The organism is Streptomyces griseoaurantiacus, from assembly GCF_036189845.1.
GTDB classification, from domain to species: domain Bacteria; phylum Actinomycetota; class Actinomycetes; order Streptomycetales; family Streptomycetaceae; genus Streptomyces; species Streptomyces griseoaurantiacus.
This window is the reverse complement of the sequence record NZ_CP108326.1, coordinates 3,965,506-3,987,357: the sequence shown is the minus strand read 5'-3', so window position 1 is coordinate 3,987,357 and position 21,852 is coordinate 3,965,506. Positions and strand designations below refer to the sequence as shown.

The 21,852-nt window shown below is 73.7% G+C and carries 20 protein-coding genes; 2 read left to right on the top strand and 18 right to left on the bottom strand.

The features are described 5' to 3' along the window. The first annotated feature begins 139 nt into the window (after positions 1-139). Entirely contained in the window at positions 140-790 is a 651-nt protein-coding gene (locus OHB09_RS17795; RefSeq protein ID WP_093596878.1) for a hypothetical protein, read from the top strand. A gap of 125 nt (positions 791-915) precedes the next feature. Here the strand turns inward: OHB09_RS17795 and OHB09_RS17790 are convergent, their stop codons facing one another. Continuing rightward, entirely contained in the window at positions 916-2,202 is a 1,287-nt protein-coding gene (locus OHB09_RS17790; protein ID WP_006141956.1) for an adenylosuccinate synthase, read from the bottom strand. 188 nt (positions 2,203-2,390) lie between these two features. Between OHB09_RS17790 and OHB09_RS17785 the strand changes: the two genes are divergently transcribed. Continuing rightward, a complete protein-coding gene (locus OHB09_RS17785; protein WP_167794003.1) occupies positions 2,391-3,335 on the top strand; it encodes a diacylglycerol kinase family protein in 945 nt (314 codons plus the stop codon). Positions 3,336-3,393: 58 nt separating this feature from the next. On the opposite strand, the gene OHB09_RS17780 is transcribed toward OHB09_RS17785, so the two are convergent. The 17 genes from OHB09_RS17780 to OHB09_RS17700 form a co-directional block, all read right to left on the bottom strand. After that, positions 3,394-4,617 carry a cytochrome P450 gene (locus tag OHB09_RS17780; protein WP_328922238.1) on the bottom strand — a complete coding sequence of 408 codons (1,224 nt, stop codon included), beginning with the start codon at positions 4,615-4,617 and terminating at the stop codon, positions 3,394-3,396. Positions 4,618-4,713: 96 nt separating this feature from the next. After that, positions 4,714-5,406, bottom strand: coding sequence for a response regulator (locus tag OHB09_RS17775; RefSeq protein ID WP_191890404.1), 693 nt, complete (start codon positions 5,404-5,406; stop codon positions 4,714-4,716). Then, positions 5,403-6,767, bottom strand: coding sequence for a sensor histidine kinase (locus tag OHB09_RS17770; RefSeq protein WP_328922237.1), 1,365 nt, complete (start codon positions 6,765-6,767; stop codon positions 5,403-5,405). Before OHB09_RS17770 ends, OHB09_RS17775 begins: the two co-directional genes overlap by 4 nt. 140 nt (positions 6,768-6,907) lie before the next feature. Next, positions 6,908-7,582 (bottom strand): response regulator, encoded by a 675-nt coding sequence (locus tag OHB09_RS17765; RefSeq protein ID WP_006141950.1) that lies wholly within the window; start codon positions 7,580-7,582, stop codon positions 6,908-6,910. Continuing rightward, positions 7,579-9,078 carry a sensor histidine kinase gene (locus tag OHB09_RS17760; protein ID WP_191852571.1) on the bottom strand — a complete coding sequence of 500 codons (1,500 nt, stop codon included), beginning with the start codon at positions 9,076-9,078 and terminating at the stop codon, positions 7,579-7,581. The genes OHB09_RS17765 and OHB09_RS17760 overlap by 4 nt, the downstream gene beginning before the upstream one ends. 10 nt (positions 9,079-9,088) lie before the next feature. After that, the gene (locus tag OHB09_RS17755) at positions 9,089-10,318 is read right to left on the bottom strand and encodes an acyltransferase family protein (protein ID WP_328923032.1); all 1,230 of its coding nucleotides are present in this window, start codon (positions 10,316-10,318) and stop codon (positions 9,089-9,091) included. Positions 10,319-10,397: 79 nt separating this feature from the next. Further along, on the bottom strand, positions 10,398-11,555 hold the full coding sequence (locus tag OHB09_RS17750) for an alpha/beta hydrolase (protein ID WP_328923031.1): 1,158 nt from the start codon (positions 11,553-11,555) through the stop codon (positions 10,398-10,400). A 180-nt stretch (positions 11,556-11,735) separates the two neighbouring features. Further along, a complete protein-coding gene (locus OHB09_RS17745) occupies positions 11,736-12,758 on the bottom strand; it encodes an alpha/beta hydrolase (protein WP_167793319.1) in 1,023 nt (340 codons plus the stop codon). A 108-nt stretch (positions 12,759-12,866) separates the two neighbouring features. After that, complete coding sequence (gene kynU, locus OHB09_RS17740; RefSeq protein ID WP_328923030.1) at positions 12,867-14,255, bottom strand: kynureninase; 1,389 nt, start codon at positions 14,253-14,255, stop codon at positions 12,867-12,869. Between the two features lie 160 nt (positions 14,256-14,415). Continuing rightward, positions 14,416-15,258 (bottom strand): tryptophan 2,3-dioxygenase family protein, encoded by an 843-nt coding sequence (locus OHB09_RS17735; protein WP_006141944.1) that lies wholly within the window; start codon positions 15,256-15,258, stop codon positions 14,416-14,418. Between the two features lie 198 nt (positions 15,259-15,456). Then, the gene (locus OHB09_RS17730; RefSeq protein ID WP_006141943.1) at positions 15,457-15,870 is read right to left on the bottom strand and encodes a DUF3151 domain-containing protein; all 414 of its coding nucleotides are present in this window, start codon (positions 15,868-15,870) and stop codon (positions 15,457-15,459) included. Between the two features lie 79 nt (positions 15,871-15,949). After that, entirely contained in the window at positions 15,950-17,425 is a 1,476-nt protein-coding gene (locus OHB09_RS17725; protein WP_234527468.1) for an MFS transporter, read from the bottom strand. 300 nt (positions 17,426-17,725) lie between these two features. Continuing rightward, positions 17,726-17,896, bottom strand: a complete 171-nt coding sequence (locus OHB09_RS17720; RefSeq protein WP_006141941.1) for a hypothetical protein — start codon at positions 17,894-17,896, stop codon at positions 17,726-17,728. Between the two features lie 214 nt (positions 17,897-18,110). Beyond that, a complete protein-coding gene (gene fbaA, locus OHB09_RS17715; RefSeq protein WP_006141940.1) occupies positions 18,111-19,142 on the bottom strand; it encodes a class II fructose-bisphosphate aldolase in 1,032 nt (343 codons plus the stop codon). A gap of 183 nt (positions 19,143-19,325) precedes the next feature. Continuing rightward, a complete protein-coding gene (gene pyrE, locus OHB09_RS17710; protein ID WP_006141939.1) occupies positions 19,326-19,910 on the bottom strand; it encodes an orotate phosphoribosyltransferase in 585 nt (194 codons plus the stop codon). A 10-nt stretch (positions 19,911-19,920) separates the two neighbouring features. Further along, positions 19,921-20,709: an aldose epimerase family protein gene (locus OHB09_RS17705; RefSeq protein WP_006141938.1), complete on the bottom strand. Its 789-nt coding sequence runs from the start codon at positions 20,707-20,709 to the stop codon at positions 19,921-19,923. Between the two features lie 61 nt (positions 20,710-20,770). Then, complete coding sequence (locus tag OHB09_RS17700; protein WP_328922236.1) at positions 20,771-21,829, bottom strand: SRPBCC family protein; 1,059 nt, start codon at positions 21,827-21,829, stop codon at positions 20,771-20,773. Between the last annotated feature and the right edge of the window lie 23 nt (positions 21,830-21,852).

Sequence of the window (21,852 nt, the reverse complement as noted above, 5' to 3'; positions counted from 1 at the left end):
TCCCGAAGGCCCGTCCCGCCTTCGAACACACCGTCCCCGAGCGATCGTTCCGTCCCCTGTCACCCGCGCTCACCCTGTCCCCCGCGATCACTCCGTCCCTGCGATCATCTTGTCCCCTGCGATCACGAGGAGCTCCCTGTTGGCCTGTGACCTCTGGCTGGTCCCGCTCGTCGACGTGCTGTGCCACACGCCGGACAACCCCTTCGCCGAGGAACTCGCGCTCTACGACAAGGCGCTCGCCGAGGCCGGAATGGGTCCGGTGCCGGTGTACCAGTACATGCCGGGACTGTCCGGGGACGTCGCCCCGGTCGCGGGCTTCGACTACGACGCCCTGCACTTCCTGCGCCGGGCCTACCTGCTGCAGGTGTGCGGACTCGCGGTGACCCCGGTGGACGAACTGGGCGGCGACTACGAGCAGTTGCTGGAGATGTTCGAGACGAACGCCCAGCGCTCGCACCTCGTCTGGCACTACGACCACGCGGGCGCGTACGTCCCCGTGGACTTCCCCGTCCCGCTGTCCAACGAGGAACTCCTCGCCGGGGGCGGGCCGCTGGGCTCCTCGCACACCCTGCTGCGCGAACTGGAGGCGGTGGCACCGGCGATCGGCCTCGATCCCGCGAACCCCCCGGCCGCCCCCACGCCCCCGGCGGGCCCCACCGACCTCGAGGAACCGGCCCCCGCGCCCCCCTACGACCCGAGCCCCTTCGCCCGCGAACGCCACGTCTGGCTCGGCCTGCACGCGGCGGCGACGCGGAGCCTCGCACAGGGGTCGATGATCGTCTTCAGCTGAGGACGGAACGTCAGAACGACGAGGACGACGAGGACGACGAAGACGACGAAGACGACAACGGCGACGGCCGGTGCGGACATCCCGCACCGGCCGTCGCCGTCATGACTGTCCTCGCCGCGGCCGGATCAGTCGAGGAACGAGTTGACCTGGATCGTCTCGTCGCGGCCCGGGCCGACGCCGATCGCGGAGATCGGGGCGCCGGACATCTCCTCCAGCGCCTTCACGTACGCCTGCGCGTTCTTCGGCAGGTCGGAGAAGGACTTGGCCTTGGTGATGTCCTCGGACCAGCCGGGGAGCGTCTCGTAGACGGGCTTCGCGTGGTGGAAGTCGGACTGCGAGTAGGGCAGCTCCTCGACACGCCTGCCGTCGATCTCGTAGGCCACGCAGACCGGGATCCGCTCCCAGCCGGTGAGGACGTCGAGCTTGGTGAGGAAGAAGTCGGTCAGGCCGTTGACGCGGGTCGCGTAGCGGGCGATGACCGCGTCGAACCAGCCGCAGCGGCGGTCGCGGCCGGTGGTGACGCCCCGCTCGCCGCCGATGCGGCGCAGCGCCTCGCCGTCCTCGTCGAACAGCTCGGTCGGGAAGGGCCCGGCGCCGACGCGGGTGGTGTACGCCTTGAGGATGCCGATGACCCGGCTGATCTTCGTCGGGCCGACACCGGCACCGGTGCAGGCGCCACCGGCCGTCGGGTTGGACGAGGTCACGAAGGGGTAGGTGCCGTGGTCGATGTCCAGCAGCGTGCCCTGGCCACCCTCGAACAGGACGACCTTGCCCTCGTCGAGCGCGTCGTTCAGCACCAGGGTGGTGTCGGCGACGTACGGCTTGAGGCGGTCCGCGTGGGTCAGCAGCTCGGTGACGACCTGGTCCACGGCGATCGCGCGGCGGTTGTAGAGCTTGGTGAGCATCTGGTTCTTGGCGTCGAGCGCCGCCTCGACCTTCTGGGTGAGGATCGACTCGTCGTACAGGTCCTGCACCCGGATGCCCACGCGGTTGATCTTGTCGGCGTAGGTCGGGCCGATGCCGCGCCCGGTGGTGCCGATCTTGCGCTTGCCGAGGAACCGCTCGGTGACCTTGTCGACGGTCACGTTGTACGGCGTGATGATGTGAGCGTTTCCGCTGATCAGGAGCTTGGACGTGTCGACGCCTCGCTCGTTCAGCCCGTTCAGCTCGGAGAACAGGACCGACGGGTCGACGACGACACCGTTGCCGATGACCGGAGTGCACTCCGGGGTGAGGATTCCGGAGGGGAGGAGGTGGAGTGCGTACTTCTGGTCGCCCACGACGACCGTGTGGCCGGCGTTGTTGCCGCCCTGGTAACGCACTACGTAGTCCACGGAGCCACCGAGCAGGTCGGTCGCCTTTCCCTTGCCCTCGTCACCCCACTGAGCACCGAGCAGCACAAGTGCGGGCACGCGCGTACACCCCTTCCGGGCGGGGCATGTCCAAGGTCGGGGGCGTACGGGCACCACCCTGTGCCACGCACCCTGGCGACCTTCGTCGGCCGCGCACCGTCGGACCCGGATGCCCCGGTATAGACGAAGCCCCTGGCGCAATAGCGCAAGGGGCTCTTGCACAAAGATGCTACCCGAGGAAGCGAGGCATGGCCGAGGTGGCGACTACCGCGATGACTTCCGCGTCCCCTTCCGCGACGTCCGAACAGCTCCTGGTGGTCGTGGACGCGGCCGCCCGGCGCACCGACGGGGAGTCCGTACGGATCGCGAAGGACGTGCTCAGCGCGGGTGCGGCCACCAAGGTGTGCCTGCCGGAGGGACCGGAGGAGTTCGCGCGGGCGCTGCTGCGGCGCGGCCCGCGCCGACCGGTGGTGGTGGGTGACGACCGGGCGCTGCTGCGGACGGTGGCCCTGCTGCACCGGCGCCGTGAGCTGGCCGGATGCACGCTGTCGGTGGTGCCGGTGGGCGGGCCGGTCGCACTGGCCCGGTCCCTGGGGGTGCCCGGGGGCGCGGTGGCGGCGGCGCGGGCGGTGCTCGACGGACGCGAACGGCGGCTCGACCTGCTGGTGGACGACAGCGACGGTGTGGTCCTGGGCGGTGTGGTCCTGGGCGGCGTGCGTCCGCCCTCCGGGGCCGGGGCGGGAGCCGGGGACGGAGCCGGGGGCTTCTGGGCGGACGACGGCGGCCCGGGGGACGGTCGGGGACCTGGGGAGGAGAGGGCGGGCGGACGCCCCCGGCCCTGGTTGCGGACCTGCCGCTCCCTGGTGCGCGCGTTCGCGACCAGGCCGCCCCGGTCCGGCGGCGAGGGGCCGCAGCGGCTGCGGGTGGAGGTCGACGGCGAGACGGTGGTGGATCTGGACCAGCCGCTGGAGTCGGTGTCGGTGACCCCCGGCGCGGCGGGGGGCCTCGTCACCGTGGAGCTGCGGCCGGTGCCGCTCGGCGCGGCGGTGGAACCCCTGCGGGCCACGGGCCGCCGGGTCACGGTGTCCGGCCCCGACTTCCACTACCGGGCGGACACGGTGCCGACCGGCCCGGTACGCACCCGGACCTGGGAGGCGCGGGAGGGGGCGTGGGGGCTGACGCTCCCGCGCTGACGGGCGGGAACCGGGTACGGCGGCGGGGCCGGCCCGCGCGTCAGCGCGGGAGGGAGCGTCAGCCGACCTCCACGCTCAGGCCCTCCAGCCCCCGCATCACGAAGTTCGGCCGGCGCTCGGGTTCCGCGGCGAGGCGCAGGGTGGGGGCGCGGTCGAGGAGGGCGGTCATGGAGGCCGCCAGTTCCATGCGGGCCAGCGGGGCGCCGATGCAGTAGTGGATGCCGGCGCTGAAGGAGATGTGCGGGTTGTCGCCGCGGGTGAGGTCCAGGGTCTCCGGCGCCTCGAACACCTCGGGATCGTGGTTCGCCGAGCCGAACAGCAGGGCGAGTTCCGCACCCCTGGGGATCACCGTGCCGTCGATCTCGATGTCGTCGAGCACCCAGCGTTCGAAGAGCTGGAGCGGGGTGTCGTAGCGCAGCAGCTCCTCCACGGCGGAGGGGACCAGGGAGTGGTCCGCGCGCAGGGCCGCGAGCCGGTCGGGATGGCGGAACAGGGCCCACCAGCCGTTGGTGGTGGCGTTGACCGTCGCCTCGTGGCCGGCGTTGAGCAGCAGGACGGCGGTGGAGATCATCTCCTGCTCGGTGAGGCGGTCGCCCTCGTCGTGGGCCGCGATCAGGCCGGAGATCAGGTCCTCGCCGGGGTGCGCGCGGCGGGCCGCGATCAGCTCGCGCAGGTAGTCGGAGAACTCCACCGAGGCCCGCACCGCCCGCCGAGCCGTCTCCTCGGACGGGTTCAGCTCGTACATGCCGCAGATGTCGGCCGACCAGTGCCGCAGCGGGGCACGGTCGGACTCCGGGATGCCGAGCATCTCGGCGATCACGGCGACCGGCAGCGGTTCGGCCAGGTCCGTCAGCAGATCGCCGCCGCCCTCCGCCACCAGTCGCGACACCAGCTCGTCCGCCAGCCCGTGCACGTACGGTCGCAGCCGCTCCACCGTGCGCGGGGTGAACGCCTTCGACACCAGGCGCCGGATCCGGGTGTGGTCCGGCGGCTCCAGGTCGAGCATGCCGTGGTCGTTGAGCGTGTGGAACGGCTCGTGCTCCGGCGGGGGCGGGGTGCGGCCGAACTCCTCGTGCGAGAAGCGGTGCCGGTAGCTCCGGCCGAGGCGGCGGTCCCGCAGCAGCGCCGAGACGTCCGCGTGGTGCGGCACCAGCCACTGGTCGCTCGGCTCGTAGTACAGCACCCGGCCCCGGGCGCGCAGCTCGGCGAAGGCGGGGTAGGGGTCGGACACGAACCCCGGGTCCCAGGGGTCGAACGCCAGGTCGGACACAACGGCAGCCATGCGGGGACGCTAACCGAGCGCACCCCCTGCCGACCAGGGGCCGAAGCGGGCCGGGACCCGGCCCCCTCCTCCGCGCCCCGGGCGGGCGTCCCCTCCTCAGCCCGGGGTGACGAGACGGGCCTCGTAGGCGAAGACCGCCGCCTGCGTGCGGTCGCGCAGCCCCAGCTTCACCAGGACGCGGCTCACATGCGTCTTGATCGTCGACTCCGCGACCACCAGCCGCCCGGCGATCTCCGCGTTGGACAGCCCCTGCGCGATCAGGATCAGCACCTCCGTCTCCCGTTCGGTCAGCTCCCCGTACGCGCCCGGGGCCGCCGCCGGCAGTCTCGGGGCCTCGGCCAGCCGTGAGAACTCGGTGATCAGCCGCCGGGTCACCGAGGGTGCGAGCAGCGCCTCCCCCGAGGCCACCACCCGCACCCCCTCGGCGAGCTGCCGCGCCGAGGCGTCCTTGAGCAGGAAGCCCGACGCTCCCGCCCGCAGCGCCTGGTACACGTACTCGTCCAGGTCGAAGGTGGTCAGCACCAGCACCTTCGTCCGCCCGTCGGCCGCGACGATCTCCCTGGTCGCCTCGATGCCGTTCAGCTCCGGCATGCGGATGTCCATCAGGACCACGTCCGGTTTCAGCTCCCGGACCCGTGCCACCGCCTCCCTCCCGTTGACCGCCTCGCCGACGACCTCCATGTCCGGCATCGCGTTCAGCAGGACCGAGAACCCCTCGCGCACCATCATCTGGTCGTCCGCGACGACGATCCGGATCGCGGGCCGGCCGCCCGCCGCCCCCTCCGTCACGCCTCGTCCTCGGAGTACAGGGCGACCGGCAGGAACACCACCACCTCGTACCCTCCGTCCTCGGAGGGACCGGCCGTCATCTCACCGCCGAGCATGCCGACCCGCTCCCGCATCCCCGTGATGCCGTGCCCCGCGCCGGGTGAGGGCTTGACCAGGGAGAGCTGCGGCGGCGGATCGTTGACCACGCGCAGCCCGAGCCCTCCGAGGACGTAACCGATCTCGACGCGGGCGGCCGCTCCCGGCGCGTGCCGCAGGCTGTTGCTCAGCGCCTCCTGCACGATCCGGTACGCCGACAGCTCCACCCCCTGCGGCAGCTCCCGCACCGCGCCCGTGACCACCTTCTCCACCGGCAGCCCCGCCCCCCGCACATTGGCGAGCAGGGCGTCCAGGTCGGCCAGGGTGGGCTGCGGGGCGTCCGGGACCTCGTAGTCCTCCGCGCGGACGACGCCGAGGACGCGCCGCAGCTCGGTCAGCGCCGCGACCGCGTTCTCCCGGATGGTGAGGAAGGCCTTCTCCAGCTCGGGCGGCGGGTTCTCGACCCGGTACGGCGCGGCCTCCGCCTGGATGGCGACCACCGACATGTGGTGGGCGACCACGTCGTGCAGCTCGCGGGCGATGGTGGTGCGCTCCTCCAGGAGGGTGCGCCGGGAGCGTTCCTGCGCGGTCTGCGTCTGCTCGGCGGTGACCCGCCACTCCGCGTTCCGGCGTATGTGCCAGACGGTGACCACGAGGAGGAGGACCGCCGAGGTGGCCAGCATCGGGGCGGCGTTGTCGGCGTAGTGGTCCGCGCCGAAGAACAGCTCGGTCGTCAGGCCGTAGACCGCGGTCAGCAGCCACATCCACCGCACCGTGCGGGGATCGGTGCGTATCGCCACGACCGTGAGCACCGTCAGATGGCAGATGAAGGAGCCGGTGGCCCAGGGCCAGTCGTTCCAGATGTCGGTCATCGTCGCGGTGAGCGGCGTCGCCAGCATGGAGGCCCAGAAGGCGCCCACGGGCCGCACCAGGAGCAGCAGCACCGGTACCGCCACCAGGGCGGCGGACAGCAGGAAGGACGAGTCCTCGTCCTGGGTCTTCCCGGTGGCGAGTACCGCCAGCACGCTGGCCGCCAGCACCAGGGCGTGCGGGATCCAGGTCGCGTACTGCCGGGCTCTGCCGGTCAGCCGGCCGATCAGCGGGCCGTCGGCACGCAGCCGCGGCAGCGGGCGGTAGGCGAAAGCATTGCAGAAGAGGTCCTCCCACAGTCCGTGCAGCACGTCCGCCAGTCCGTGCAGCGCGTCCGCGGCCATGCGGAGTTCCGGGGTCCGCAGTGCGGTCCCGCGCACTGGTGGGATCACTTGCGTCTGGGTCGTCTCGGTCACGTAAGAGACGGTAGGCGGAGGGCGGGGTCACCGTCGTCACCACCGGGAGGGGTTCCCCGGCCTCCCCCTCAAGTACTACGGGGTGGAGCGGTCAGAGGGAACAGAGTTGGTGGAGGCGGGGAACGCCGGCGGAGGGGGCTTCAGTAGCCGGAGGGGCGGACGACCCCCGACTCGAAGGCGTAGACCGCCGCCTGCGTGCGGTCGCGCAGGCCGAGCTTCACCAGGATGCGGCCCACGTGGGTCTTCACCGTCTGCTCGGCCACGCAGAGCCGCTCGGCGATCTCCGCGTTGGACAGCCCCTGCGCGATCAGCGCGAGGACCTCCGTCTCCCGCTCGGTCAGCGTGCCCACGCGCTCCTTCAGCGGACTGCGGGGCCCCGACCGCATGCGGGTGAACTCGGTGATGAGCCGCCGCGTGACGCCCGGCGCCAGCAGTCCGTCGCCCGCCGCCACCACCCTTACCGCCTCCGCCAGTTGCTCGGCGGAGGCGTCCTTGAGGAGGAACCCGGAGGCGCCGGCGCGCAGCGCGTCGTACACGTACTCGTCGAGGTCGAAGGTGGTGAGCACCAGCACCTTGGTGTCGGGCGCGGAGCGGATGACGCGCTCGGTGGCGTCGATGCCGCCGAGCCGGGGCATGCGGATGTCCATCAGGACGACGTCCGGGGCGAGTTCGGCGGCCTTCTCCACCGCGTCCAGACCGTCCACCGCCTGGCCGACGACCTCGATGTCGGGCTGGGCGTTGAGCAGCACCGTGAAGCCCTGGCGCACCATGACCTGATCGTCGGCGATCATGACCCGGATCGTGCTGCTCGTCATCTGCTCCCTCTCCCGGTGGCCCTGCCGGCCCCCCTGCCCGTGGTCTTCCCCCCGGCGCCGTCCGTGCTCTCCTCCGCCGCCCCCGGCCTGCCGTCCCGCTCCGCTCCGTCGGCCGGGCCGGGCAGGAATGCCTCCACGAGGAAACCACCCGGCGGTGTCACGGTCGCGATCAGGGTGCCACCCAGCATCGTGGTCCGCTCCCGCATTCCCAGCAGTCCGTGCCCGGCACCCGGCGAGGGAGGAGCGGTGCGAGTGGGACGCGAGTTGACGACGCGGACCCGCACGCCCTCGGGACTGTGCTCGAGTTCGACGGTGACCCGGGAACCCGGCGCGTGCCGCAGCGCGTTGCTGAGCCCTTCCTGGACGATCCGGTACGCCGACAGCTCCACACCCGGTGGCAGCGGCCTGCGCCGCCCGGTCACCCCCGTGCTCACCTCCAGGCCCGCCGCCCGGACGTTGTCCACCAGCGCGTCCACGTCGTCGAGGGTGGGCTGCGGGGCGTCGGGCGCCGTCCCGTCGGCACTGCCGAGACCGTAGGCGGTGCCCGGCTGCTCCGAGCGCAGCACCCCGAGGACGCGGCGCAGTTCGGTCAGGGCCTCCAGGGCGTTGCCGCGGATGCCCTCCACGTTCTCCCTGAGCTCGGCCGAGGGGTTCTCCACCAGGTGCGGGACGACCTGCGCCTGTATGGAGATCACCGACATGTGGTGGGCGACCACGTCGTGCAGTTCCCGGGCTATGCGGCTGCGCTCCTCCAGCACCGTGCGCCGCGCCCGCTCCTCGGCGGTGAGCGTGGCCTGCTCGACGAGTTGTGTCCGGGCGACCCGGCGGCCCCGCAGCGCGGTGCCGAGGAGGGTGACCGTGGCGAACACCACCACTGCCAGCAGACCCGTCGGCGAGTAGACCGACGCACCCTGCAGCCCCTCGACGGCGTAGGTCACCAGCGCGGTCAGCACCAGCGCCTCGGCGGAGATCCGGCCGGGTACCCGCAGCGCGAGCAGCAGCAGGACGAGCGCGTGCGCGGCCAGCGAGGCCTGGGTCCACGGCCACGGCATCTGGTGCTGCGAGCCGGGCAGCAGAATCGAGTCCGGCGCCGAGCGGACGGCCTCCGCGGTGACGAACCCGACCGCGAGCGACAACCACCAGGCGGGCAGGGGCCGCCACAGTGCCATCACCAGCGCGAGGCTCTGCAGGATGCCGAGCGAGGTGCCGAGCCCCAGGGTGAGCCGGTAGTCGATGGTCAGCAGGAACACGGAGCCGAAGGTCAGATAGGTGCCCAGCACGATCACCACGCCGTGCGGGAGCCGGCGCAGGAAGCGCAGGCGGGACATCGGCGGCAGCGGGTCGGAGGCGAACGTGCCGAGATCCGCGCGCAGCATGCGCCCCCACCGGCGGGCCGTCCCCAGGGCCCACTCGACGGTCGTGCGGCCGCCCGTCCCCGCCGGCCCGTCCGGCCCGTCCGCAACGCCCGTTCCGTCGGCCTGCTGCCTCTCGCCCATCCGGCTCACTCTAGGCATGATCGGATGCTCCCGTGGTCGCGTGCCCGCCGCGGTGCACGAGCACCACGCGCGAGCCCCGGCCGCGAAACCGGCCGCGGTACCGGCCTCGTGGGTGTGAACGGTGCGGCTCCTGCTCCCGGTGCCGGAACGCCGTCCAGCAGACCGCCAGTACGCAGCCGAAGACCGGCAGCCAGGCCAGCCGGAAGGCCACCCAGTCGAGTCCCTCGGGTCGGGTGTGCAGTCCCGGGAGCCGGCCCGCGAGCAGGCCGAGGGCGGTGGTCGCCATCAACGACGTCTGGTGCCAGAGGAATATCGTCATCGCCGACAGGTTCACCAGCGCCACCCCCGCCCAGGCCAGGGGCCGCCGCATCAGCACACGCAGCCGGTCCCGCAGGAGCAGGGCCAGACCGCACTGCGCCAGGCCGAAGGTGACCGCCGCCAGCGTGGGCGGATCGAGATTGGACACCGCCGCGCCCGGCACCCCGACCATCGACGCCGGGTACCCGGCCCACAGCACCAGCGCCGCCGTCGCCACCGTACCCCCCGTCAGCAGGACCACGGCCGCGCGCCGGCCCGCCAGTTCACCCCGGGTCCAGGCCGCGCCGAGCGTGTAGGGCACCAGCCAGCCCGCCGGCAGGTTCAGCCAGCCGAGCCAGGAGGGCCCGTCCAGGCCGAAGCGCAACAGGTCCACATGGAGGACTACGGCGAGCGGCCACAGCGGGTTCAGCCGGGCCAGCAGCGGGGTCGCTGCGGTCAGCGCGGCGAACACCAGCAGGAACCACAGCGGGGACAGCGCCAGCTTCACCAGCGTGCGCACCGTGTCGAGGTCGGCACCGGTCAGGAGCAGCGCGACCGTGACGGCCGTCCACAACGCGAGCAGCGTTGCCACCGGGCGGAACAGCCGCCCCAGCCGGGCGCCCAGCCAGCGCCCGTACGGTATGCCCCCGGCGGCGGCCGAGGCATGGCTGCGCGTCGCCACGTGCCCGCCGACCAGGAAGAACACCGCGAGCGTCTGGAACGCCCAGGAGACCGGGGCCAGCCAGGGCATGGGGCCCAGCGGGCTCGCCGTGTGCAGTGTGCCGCCCTCGGCGACGAGTGCCGTCACCAGCCAGTGCCCCAGCACCACGCCGAGTATCGCGAAGGCCCGCAGGGCGTCCACCGCCCGGTCCCGCTCGGGCGGTGTGGCCGTCTCGACCCGTGTGGCGATGGCGCGGAGACGGCCCGCGACGGTCGTGAGCAGCGTGAGCCGGGTGAGCCGGGTGAGCCGGGTGAGCCGGGTGAGCCGGGTGAGCCGGGTGAACGGCGGAGGGAAGGGGGCGTCAGCCACGGCTCACCTCCGCGGTCTCGCCGAGGACGATGTGCGCGAGGTTGGCCAGGGACGTGGATCCGGGGCGGAAATAGTCGCTGTGCCCGCCGTCCCCCGCCGCGAAGACCCGGGCACCGAAACCCGGGGAGACCGGGTCCGCGCCGAGACCGACAGTCGCGCCGAAGAGGGAGACCCGCGTGTGGGGGACGTGGGCGATCCAGTCCTCGGCCCCGCGGGCCGCCCACACCCGGGCCCGGGTGCCCAGGTCGGTGACAGAGTCCGCGCCGGTGCCGGGGCTGCCGACCAGCACGAGGTTCTCGGCGTCCACCCGTCCGGCGGCGCGGGCGCACACGACCGTGCCGTAGGAGTGGCAGAGGAGCGACACCTCGGGGTCGCGGCCGATCGGCAGGGTGTGCAGCCCGCGTACGAACCGCTCCAGCTCCGTGGCGCCTTCGCCGGCGCGGGTGGGGGTGAGGACGGCGGTGCTGAGCGTTCTCGGGGCGGCGTAGCCGAGCCAGGCGACCACCGCCGTACGGGACCGGGGAAGGCGGTCGCGCAGGGCGAGCGCGGTCGCCCGGAAGCGGTCGTAGGCGTCCAGCGTGGTGTCGGAGCCGGGGACCAGGACCGCGACGCGCTCGGCCCGCGTCAGGTCGCCGAACACCTCCACGGCACGGCCGGAGCCCCGGCCGTCGAAGGCGAGCAGGTGCCGGGACGGGGACGCCATCGCACGGTCGTACGCGGCGCGCCGGTGGTCGCCGTGCGCCTCGGCCATGCGGGCCGCGGTGGCGGCGTTGGCCCGGTTGGCCGCGTAGACGGCGGCCGTGGTCCCCGCCGTGAGCGGGGGGAGCGCGGCGGGCGGCGGCGCGGGGATGCCCGGGCGGGCCGCGGCGGAGAGGGGCACCACGAGGGCACCGGTGAGCAGCGCGGTGAGGGCCGCGCGCGACAGCCGCCGCCGTGGGCGGCGCGGGCCCCGGTGGGGGGAAGGGGTGCGGGGACCCGGTATCGGGTCGGAAGGGGCGGTGCGGTGACGCGCGGCCGGCTCGGAACGGAGACTGCCCGTCTCCCGGCCGATGGCATCCACCCGAAGGTCCGTACTGATGCCGCTCGTGCCACTCACGCCGCTCACGCCGCTCATGCCACGCACGCCGCTCATGCCGCTCATGCCGCTCATGCCACGCACGCCGTTCCCCTCCCTCTGCGCCCCCTCGCCTTTTCGTGACGAGCGGTCATGGGAGGGACGCTACGGAGCGTGACACGTCGTCGGCGTCCCGCTGGGGAGCTCAGTTCGGTCGTAGCTCTCAGGTATTACGGGTATGAGGGGGGTGCGGTCGCGCCCCCCCTCATACCGTCCTCACCAGGCCAGTTGGGCGATCTCCTCGGCGACCACCGCGCAGGCGTCCGCCGCCGGGTCGATCAGGGGGAAGTGGCCGACGTCCTCCAGCAGCGTCAGGCCCACCACCTCGCCCGCCTTGGCCGCCGCGTCGGCGTACGACTCGGCCACCGCCTGCGGCACCACCACGTCCGTACGGCCCTGCACCAGCGTGGTCGCGATGCCGGTCGGCAGCAGGAGCGAGGGGTCCGCGTACGGCCTGCGCAGCGCGAAGTGCTCGTCACCGCCCAGCAGTTGGCGTGCCGCCCCCTCGCACACCGCCAGCTTCTCGGCGACCTCGAAGTCCGCCAGCGGGGCGAGGGCGACCACCCCGCGCAACGGGGCCGGCCGGTCGGTGCGCCAGGCCGCGTCGGCGGGCAGCAGGTGCCGGGCGGCGGCCCACAGGGCGAGGTGGCCGCCCGCCGAGTGACCGGTCAGGACCGTGCGGTTCACGTCCGCCCGGGGAAGGGCCTCCCGGGCGAGCGCGGGCAGCGCGTCCAGGGCCGCCGCCACGTCGTCGAACGTCTCCGGCCACCGCCCGGCGACCGGCGTCGCACCACCCGAGGCGTCCGTCGAACCGGTCGCACCCACCGCACCGGCCGCGGAAGCCTCCGCCGAACCGGAACCGGAACCGGAACCGGCCGCGACCGCCTGCGTCGAGCCAGTCGCCGAACCGGTCGCGGTCGCGTCCGTCTCCCCCCGCCGGTACTCGACGTTCGCCACCGCGAAACCGCGGCGGGCCAGGAAGTCCGCGAACGGGGTGACGTGCCGGCGGTCGTACCGGGACCGCCAGGCCCCGCCGTGCAGCACCACCACGAGCGGGGCCGTCCCCGCCGCCTCCGCCCCCGACGGCACGTGCCCGGCCCCGCCGCGCGGGGCGTAGAAGTCGATCACCTGGTCGGGGTGAGCGCCGTACGCGGCCGTGGCGTCCGGGGCGACGGGCGGATGTGAGAGGGCGGACGCCTCCTCGGCGGCGTCGCGGGCAGCGGCAGCCTGGTCCGGCATGGTCCAACCTCTCAGCGGCAGTGTGGAATTGGGCGCACGGCGGCCGGTGGGATTCCGGTCGCTGGCCGGGACGGTATCAGCCCCGTGACGTGCGCCCGCACCCGGATGTCACGCTGGGTGAGAGCCGGACGGCCGCCCCGCCGCGGCGTCCGCCGTCACGTCCGCCGCGGCGTCCGCCGCCGCTTCCGACTCCACATCCGCCGCCACCTCCGCCAGCACCCGCGCCGCCCGCTCCACCTCGGCGAAGCCCAGGTACAGCGGGGTGAACCCGAAGCGCAGGACGTCCGGCGCACGGAAGTCACCGACCACGCCCCGGGCGATCAGCCGCCGCATGACCTCCTCCGCGTCCGGGCAGCGCAGCGCCACCTGGCTGCCGCGCTCCGCGTGCGCGGCCGGGGTCACCGGTTCCACGCGGCCCGGCGGCAGATACGCCTCGACGCACTCCAGGAAGAAGTCCGTCAGCGCGAGCGACTTGGCCCGCACCGCCTCGATCCGCACGCCGTCCCACACATCCAGCGCCGCCTCGAGCGCGAGCATGGACAGGATGTCGGGAGTGCCGACCCGGCCGCGCAGGGCACCGGGCGCCGGTTCGTACTCCTGACGCATCCCGAACGGCCGGGCGTGCGAGTTCCAGCCGGGCAGGGGCGAGTCGAAACGCTCCTGGAGGTCCCGGCGCACGTACAGGAACGCCGGTGCGCCCGGCCCCCCGTTGAGGAACTTGTACGTGCAGCCCACCGCAAGGTCCACGCCGTGCGCGTCGAGCCCGACCGGCAGCGCGCCCGCACTGTGGCACAGGTCCCAGACGACGAGCGCGCCCGCCCCGTGCACGGCGGCGGTCAGCGCCGGCAGGTCGTGCAGCCGGCCGGTGCGGTAGTCGACGTGGTTGAGCAGCACCGCGGCCGTACGGTCGCCGCGCTCGCGCAGGACGGCGGGGACGTCGGCGGGGGCGACCGGGCGCAGCGTGCAACCGGTCAGACGGGCGGCGGAGGCGGCGATGTAGCCGTCGGTGGGGAAGGTGGTGGCGTCCACCAGGATCTCGTCCCGGCGCGCACCAGGCGCACCCCCGCCCCCGTCCTCGTCCCCGTCGCCGTCCTCGCCCCGCGCCAGCCGCACCGCGCCCACCAGGGCCTTGAACACGTTGACGCTGGTCGAGTCGCCCACCACGACCTGGCCGGGCGCCGCGCCGACCAGCAGGGCGATCCGGTCGCCGATCCGCTCCGGCGCCGTCCACCAGCCGCTCTCCTCCCAGGAGCGGATGCGCAGGGCGCCCCACTCCCGGCGTACGACGTCCTCGACGCGTTCGGCGACACCGACGGGGAGCGCGCCCAGCGAGTTCCCGTCGAGGTAGACGGCGGCGCCCCGCTCGGCGTCCGCCGCTCCCTGGCGGCTTTCGGGGTGTCCCACCGGGCCCGGCTCATCGAGGACGAACCGGGCGCGCGTGGCGGCCAGCTCGTCCTCGGCGTCCAGCTTCCGCGCCCGTGCGCCCAGCTCGGACACGGCCTCGGACTCGGACTCGGACGCGGACACGGACGCGACGGAGGACACGACGACGTCGGACGGAACGGCACCGGACACACCGTCGGACACGGCGGCGTCGGACATGCCGTCGGACGGGGCGGCACCGGACCTGCCGTCGGACAGGGCAGCCGCGGTCGGCTCAGACATGGGACCTCGCCGTCCACAGTTCGGGGAACACGTTCTTCCGCGCGCGCTTCTCCAGCCAGGCGACGCCCGCCGAGCCTCCCGTGCCGGCCTTGGCGCCCATCGCGCGCCGGGTGGCGACGAGGTGGTCGTTGCGCCAGCGCCACACCAGCTCGGCGACGTCGGTCAGCACCTCGCCGAGCCGGGCGAGCTCGTCCTCGGGGTCACCGGCGTAGACGGCCGTCCAGGCCCGCTCGACCTCCGGGGACGGCTCGTAGCGCAGCGCCACGTCACGGCGCAGCACGGACTGAGGGATCGCGTGGCCCCGGCGGGCCAGCAGCCGCAGCACCTCGTCGTAGAGGCTCGGCTCCTGCAGCGCCTTCTCCAGCTCGGCGTGGACGCGGGGGGCGCCGCGGTGCGGGACGAGCATGGACGCGGACTTGTCGCCGAGCAGGAACTCCATGCGCCGGTACATCGCCGACTGGAAGCCCGAGCCCTCGCCGAGGGCGGAGCGGTAGGAGTTGAACTGCGCCGGGGTGAGGTGCGCGAGCGGGGTCCAGGAGGCGTTGAGCGCCTCCAGCTCCCGTATCGAACGCTTGAGCGCGGCGATCGCGGTGGGGATGTCGTCCGCGGTGCGCAGGGCGTGCGCGGCGGTCTCCCACTCGTGGACGATCACGGTGAACCACAGCTCCATGACCTGGGTGGTGACCAGGAAGACCATCTCTCCGGGATCGTCGGAGAGGGGGTGCTGGAGGTGGGTGAGCACGTCGGCCCGTACGTAGTCCTCGTAGGGGGTCGTGCCTTCGAAGTCGAGATGCGGGGTCTCGGGCTCGTGGGGCTCGTGAGCCGTTTGGGACATCGCTGTCTCCTGCAGTACTCCGGGTAGCGGTCCGCCCCTGCCGATGCCGGCACGGGGGCCCCGGTCCCCACCTGGCATCCTCCGCAATCAACCGGAGGCTCGCAAGGCCCGGCAGCCCCACCCCCGCACAGGCGGGGGCGGGGAAACCCCGCCACAGGCGGGGGCGGGGAACCGGCCGCACGGATCGGCCGGAGCCGGTCAGCCCAGCGTCTGCGCCGCCGTCTCCGAGGAGTCCTTCAGGAACTGGCTGCACCGCTCGTACTCCTCCCGCTCACCGATCGACTCGGCGGCGCGGGCGAGGGCGTGCAGGGCGCGCAGGAAGCCGCGGTTCGGCTCGTGCTCCCAGGGCACCGGACCGTGCCCCTTCCAGCCGCTGCGGCGCAGGGCGTCGAGACCGCGGTGGTAGCCCGTACGGGCGTAGGCGTAGGACTCGACGACGCTGCCGCGCTCGAAGGCCTCGTCGGCGAGACGGGCCCAGGCGAGGGAGGACGTGGGGTACTTGGCGGCGACCTCGGCGGGGGAGGTGCCGCCGGCGAGCAGCTCCCGGGGCTCCGGGTCGTCGGGAAGGTGGGTCGGGGGCGGACCGCCGAGGAGGTTCTCGTGAATGGACATGTCTCACAGTCTGCGGGACGGGACCCGGTGGCGGTGAGCGGGGAGGGGTGCGGCCGCCCCGCAGGGGGCACGCCTCGCCTTACGGCGCCCCGTGCCCCGTGCGGGGCGGCTCCAGCGGGGGTGCGGTGACGTTGCCGTGGCGCAGGCATTCCGGGTGGGCGCAGTCGGGGACCGGGCGGCGGACCGTCGACCAGGCCAGGACCGCGCCCGCCACCAGGACGGCGGCGCAGATCGGCATGGCGCGGCGGAACGCCGCGTCGAAGGCGCCGGCCGAGCGGTAGGCCTCGTCGTCCATGCCGGTCAGCAGTGGCAGCGCGGCCACCGCGACGAGGCCGGCGGCCCGGGCGGCCGCGTTGTTGATGCCGCTGGCCAGGCCGGCCCGGCCGCTGTCCACCGAGGCCAGGACGGTCGCGGTCAGCGGCGCCACCAGGGTGACCATGCCCGCGCCCATGACCAGCAGGGCGGGCAGCACATCGGTCGGGTACGCCGCGTCCTCGCCCACCCGCAGCATCAGCAGCATCGCGGCCGCGCACAGCAGCGGGCCGAGGGTGAGCGGGATCCGCGGCCCGATCCGCTCGGCCAGCGCGCCGGAACGCGCCGAGAACAGCAGCATGAGGGCGGTCGTCGGCAGCATGGCCGTGCCGGCCGCGAGCGGTGAGTAGCCCGCGACCACCTGGAGCTGGAGCGCGGTGAGGAAGAAGAAACCGCCGAACGCCGCGTACACGCACAGCGTCACCAGGTTGACCGCGGTGAACTGGCGCGAGCCGAAGATCGAGGGCGGCAGCATCGGGTCCGCCGCGCGGTGTTCGACGTACACGAAGGCGACGCCCGCCGCCACGCCCGCCAGCGCGGTGAGCGCGACGGCGAGCGAACCCTGCCGGGCCTCGACGAGGGCGTACGTCACCAGGGCGAGCGCGAGCGCGCCGAGCGCGGCGCCGGACAGGTCGAAGCGGCCGTGGGCGCGCTCGTCGGAGGACTCCGGGACGTGGCGGAGGGCGACGGGGACGCAGATCAGGGCCAGGGGGACGTTGAGCAGGAACACCCAGCGCCAGCCGGGGCCCTCGACCAGCCAGCCGCCGAGGAAGGGGCCCACGGCGGCCCCGATGCCGCCGAAGCCGGACCAGATGCCGACCGCCCGCGCCCGGTCGTCGGGGTGGAACGAGGCCTGGATGAGGGCGAGGGAGCCGGGCGTGAGGAGCGCGCCCCCGACGCCCTGCAGGGCGCGGGCGGCGATGAGGACGCCGGAGGTGGGGGCGAGGCCGCAGGCCAGGGAGGCGAGGGCGAACCAGGTCACGCCGAGGACGAAGATCCGGCGGCGGCCGAAGCGGTCGCCCAGGGAGCCGCCGAGGAGGATGAGGGAGGCGAGGGTGAGGAGGTAGGCGTTGACGGTCCACTGCAGGGCCGTGAGGGGGGCGTCGAGGTCCTCGCCGATGCGGGGCAGGGCGACGTTGACGACGGTGCTGTCCAGCAGCGCCATGCTGGAGCCGAGCACCGTGGTGAGGAGGATCCAGCGCGCGGCGGGGGTGGGGAGGTGTGTGCCGGAGGGTGCGGCCATGGGGGGATCATCCCGCAGGGGCGGGGGCTCCACCAGACTGCTCCGGCGGCGGGCGCGGCGAGGGGGAGTCGCCGGGGCCCGGTGATCGGAGGTGGATCCCATGGCGTACCGGGCCCCGGCTGCACACCAAGTGCCCGTGAGGCCGGTATTCACACCCTTTGGGTGCGGTGCCGGGCCGTCGTGACCGTCGCGGCCGTTCCGCGGGAGGTGCACCGGGAGCCGGGACATGCCGGAAGCCCCGGACGGTTGTCCGGGGCCTTTGTGGCTCGTGCCGGTGCGCGGTGACCGGCGGGTGTACGGCTACCAGCGATACCAGCGGCCCTTGCGGCCGCCACTGTCCGCGCTGCGGACGACGAAGCCCAGCAGCCAGACCACCAGCACGATGATGGCGATCCACCACAGGGCCTTCAGCGCGAAGCCCGCGCCGAAGAGGATCAGAGCCAGCAGAAGAACCAGAAGCAGGGGAACCATAGTTATCGACCTCCGCCGCTCCTCGTGCCCGCCAACAGGCCGAACACACAGCGAAATTACCTGGTTTCTTCACGCGTCCTCCGGGCATTCGTCACCGGTTCGGCCGCCGGCCCGCAGCCGCCCCGCCCCCGGCCCCGGCCCCGGCCCCGGCCCCGGTGGAACGACATCGCCCCGCGTCCCTGTGCGGGGCGCGGGGCGGTGGGGGACGAAGGGGTTACTTGATCTTCGTGCCGGTGGAGCGGAGGTGGCCGCAGGCCGCCAGGACACGCTCGGCCATGCCGGCCTCGGCGAGCTTGCCCCAGGTGCGCGGGTCGTAGGTCTTCTTGGCGCCGACCTCGCCGTCGACCTTGAGGACGCCGTCGTAGTTGCGGAAGACGTGGTCGACGACGGGACGGGTGAAGGCGTACTGCGTGTCCGTGTCGATGTTCATCTTGACCACGCCGTTCTCCAGCGCCGTGCGGATCTCCTCCTCCGTGGAGCCGGAGCCGCCGTGGAAGACGAAGTCGAAGGGCTGGCTGCCGGCCGGGCGGCCGTACTTCGCGGCCACGCCCTCGTTCAGGTCCTTCAGCAGCTCCGGGCGCAGGACGACGTTGCCCGGCTTGTACACGCCGTGCACGTTGCCGAAGGAGGCGGCCAGCAGGTAGCGGCCCTTCTCGCCCAGGCCGAGGGCCTCGGCGGTGCGGGTCACGTCGTCGACCGTCGTGTAGAGGGAGTCGTTGATCTCGTGGGAGACGCCGTCCTCCTCGCCGCCGGTCGGGGTGATCTCGACCTCGAGGATGATCTTCGCGGCGGCGGCGCGGCCCAGCAGCTCCTGGGCGATGGCGAGGTTGTCGGCCAGCGTCTCCGCCGAGCCGTCCCACATGTGGGACTGGAACAGCGGGTTGCGGCCGGCCTTGACCCGCTCCTCCGAGACCGCGAGCAGCGGCCGCACGTACCCGTCGAGCTTGTCCTTCGGGCAGTGGTCGGTGTGCAGCGCGATGTTCACGTCGTACTTCTCGGCGACGATGTGCGCGAACTCGGCCAGGGCGACCGCGCCGGTCACCATGTCCTTGTTGTGCTGGCCGCCGAGGAACTCCGCGCCACCCGTGGAGATCTGGACGATGCCGTCGCTCTCCGCCTCCGCGAAGCCGCGCAGCGCCGCGTGCAGGGTCTGGGACGAGGTCACGTTGATGGCCGGGTAGGCGAACTTGCCTGCCTTCGCCCGGTCGAGCATCTCGTTGTAGACCTCGGGGGTTGCGATGGGCATCTGTCCGCTCCTTGTGATGTACGGGTGCGTTCTGCGTACTCAGGTCCCTGACCTAGGGGGTGACGTCATCGTCGGCCCCATCCTTCCAGACTCGGCCCCCTGCGTCGGACACCCTGTCCAGCCTGTGGATGGGCCGAGTCGGAACGGGGCCGCGCGGTGGCCGGCCCGGGGGCCCGACCGGGCTCAGTCCAGGCCGAGTTCGTCCTTGCCGAAGGCGTACAGGTACGGCACCCCGGCACCCTCGCGGATCTTCTCCGCGGCGCCCGTCGCACGGTCGACGATGGTCGCGACGCCGACGACCTCGGCGCCCGCCTCCCGCACCGCCTCCACGGCGGTGAGCGGCGAACCGCCCGTGGTGGAGGTGTCCTCGACGACGAGGACCCGGCGGCCCGCGATGTCCGGCCCCTCGACCCGGCGCTGCATGCCGTGCGCCTTGGCCGCCTTGCGGACCACGAAGGCGTCCAGACGCCGGCCGCGCGCGGCGGCGGCGTGCAGCATCGCGCCGGCGACCGGGTCGGCGCCCATCGTGAGGCCGCCGACCGCGTCGAACTCCAGTTCCGCCGTCAGGTCGAGCAGCACCTGCCCGACCAGCGGCGCGGCCTCGCCGTCGAGGGTGACGCGGCGCAGGTCCACGTAGTAGTCCGCCTCCAGGCCCGAGGAGAGGGTCACCCTGCCGTGCACGACGGCCTTGTCCTTGATCTGCCGCAGCAGCGCGCCGCGCACGTCGGTGCCGGCCGAGCCGGTGGCCTTGTCGTCGTCCTTCGTCATGGCGCTCAGCTTATGCGGGGCGCCAGGTCCAGGTGGTGGTGGCTTCCAGCGGCTCGAGGGGGGTGACCAGGCGCGGGAGCGTGTTGAGGCCGTTGGGCGGGCCGGTCTGCGGCTCCACGCACACCGCCTCCTCCTGCTCGTCGTAGACGACGACCCACCGCTCGCGCGAGGCCACCGTCAGCGCGAGCCTGCCGGGCCAGGTCAGGGTGACGTCGACGCCCTCGGGCATGCCGAAGCAGTCGTCCCAGGGGCCCGGGCGGGGCTCGACGCGGTTGCCCGTGGGCAGGTGGTCCTCGCCGCGCTCCTCCTGCCAGGCCGGCGCGAAGTCCAGACTGACCTCGCTGCCGTCGAGGCTGCGGTGGAACCAGGGGTGCCAGCCGATCTGCGCCGGGAAGGACGAGCCGTACGTCTCCACGGCCATGGCGAGGGTCAGCGAGTCCTCGGCGAGGGTGACGACCTGGGTGACCCGGCCGGGGTACGGCCACGGCTCGCTCAGGTCGTAGGTCAGCACGGCCTCGGTGGGGGTGACCCGGGCGGTGGCCCACGGGGCGTTGCGGGCGGTGCCGTGGATGGCGTGCGGGGGCGAGTTCAGGGGGAGCTGGTGCACGGTGGCGCCGTCACGGAAACGGCCGTCCCTGGTGCGGCCGCACCAGGGGACCATCGGGAAGCAGCCGTAGCGCTCGCCCTGCCGGAGGAGTTCCGTGCCGGCGATGCGGAGGCCGGTGAGGCGTCCGCCGTTCGCGGGATGGAGGGTGGCCTCCGCGGTGCCCGCGGTCAGCGTGATCTGTTCATTGCTCACGAGGGCGACCCTAGAGCCTCCCCGCGGCCACCGGTGGGCCGGGCGGGAGGGCCCGGCGCCCTCAGCGGCGTTTGCGCAGCACCCTGTTCACGACGATCGCCGAGGCCAGGACGACCACCGCGGCGGGGGCCGCCCAGCGCAGCACCCCGGCGGACGCCGTCGCCTCCGGCGCCGGAACCGGGGCGTAGCGTCCGCGCGGCGGGGCGTGGTCGACCTCCTCCGCGCTGCGCCCGATCATCGTCCGCCGTGCGTGCGCCGCCTCGGCCGGGGGCCCGGCCTCCGCGTCGCCGGGCCCGCCCTGCGCGTCCGCCGGGATCTCCAGGGACTCGGGGATCTCGGGGAGGTCCGGGACCTCCGCGTCGGAGGCGGAAGGGAACGAGGGGGACGGGGACGAGGGGGGCGGGGACGAGGGGGGCGGGGACGAGGACTCGGTGTCGGGGGCCGCCGGTTCGCTGCCGGCGGGCGGCGGTTCATTGCCCGCGGCCGAAGGTTCGCTGTCTGCGGCCGGAGGTTTACTGCCTGCGGCCGGAGGTTCGGTTCCGGGTGCCGAGGGCTTCGCGCCGGATGCCGGGGGTTCGGCCCCGGACGCCGGTGGTTTCGTGCCGGATGCCGGGGGTTCGGCCCCGGACGCCGGTGGTTTCGTGCCGGATGCCGGCCCTTCCGCCCCGGCCGGCGCCGGATCTTCGCTCCGCCCGGCCGCCGCCGCGCGGGCCGCGCTCTCCGCGAAGCGGGTCAGCAGGCGGGCGCCCGCCGAGGCGACGGTCTCCTCGGGCAGCTCGGCGATGCGGCCGTCGCCCGTGGCCGTGCCGCCGAAGGTCAGGGTCGTGCCGTCCTCGGCCGGCCGCAGCCGTACCGTCAGGGCGAGCCGTACCGTGCCGCTGCCGCGGGCCTCCGTCGCCTCGCCCTGCAGGGCGTACGAGCCGTCGTCCCGCCGCCGCAGCGTGAAGGCACCGCGGTAGGTGATGCTGTGTCCCCCGACGCGCACCTTCAGACGCCCTGCGCCGGGCTCGGCGCCCGCGTCCTGCTGGAAGCCCGGCACGGCCCCGGCCGCCCGTTCGGGGTCGGCGAGCACCTCGCCGAGTCGCTCGGCCGGTACCGGAACGAACACCTCATGCTCCATGCCGGCCGAGCCTACCCACCGTG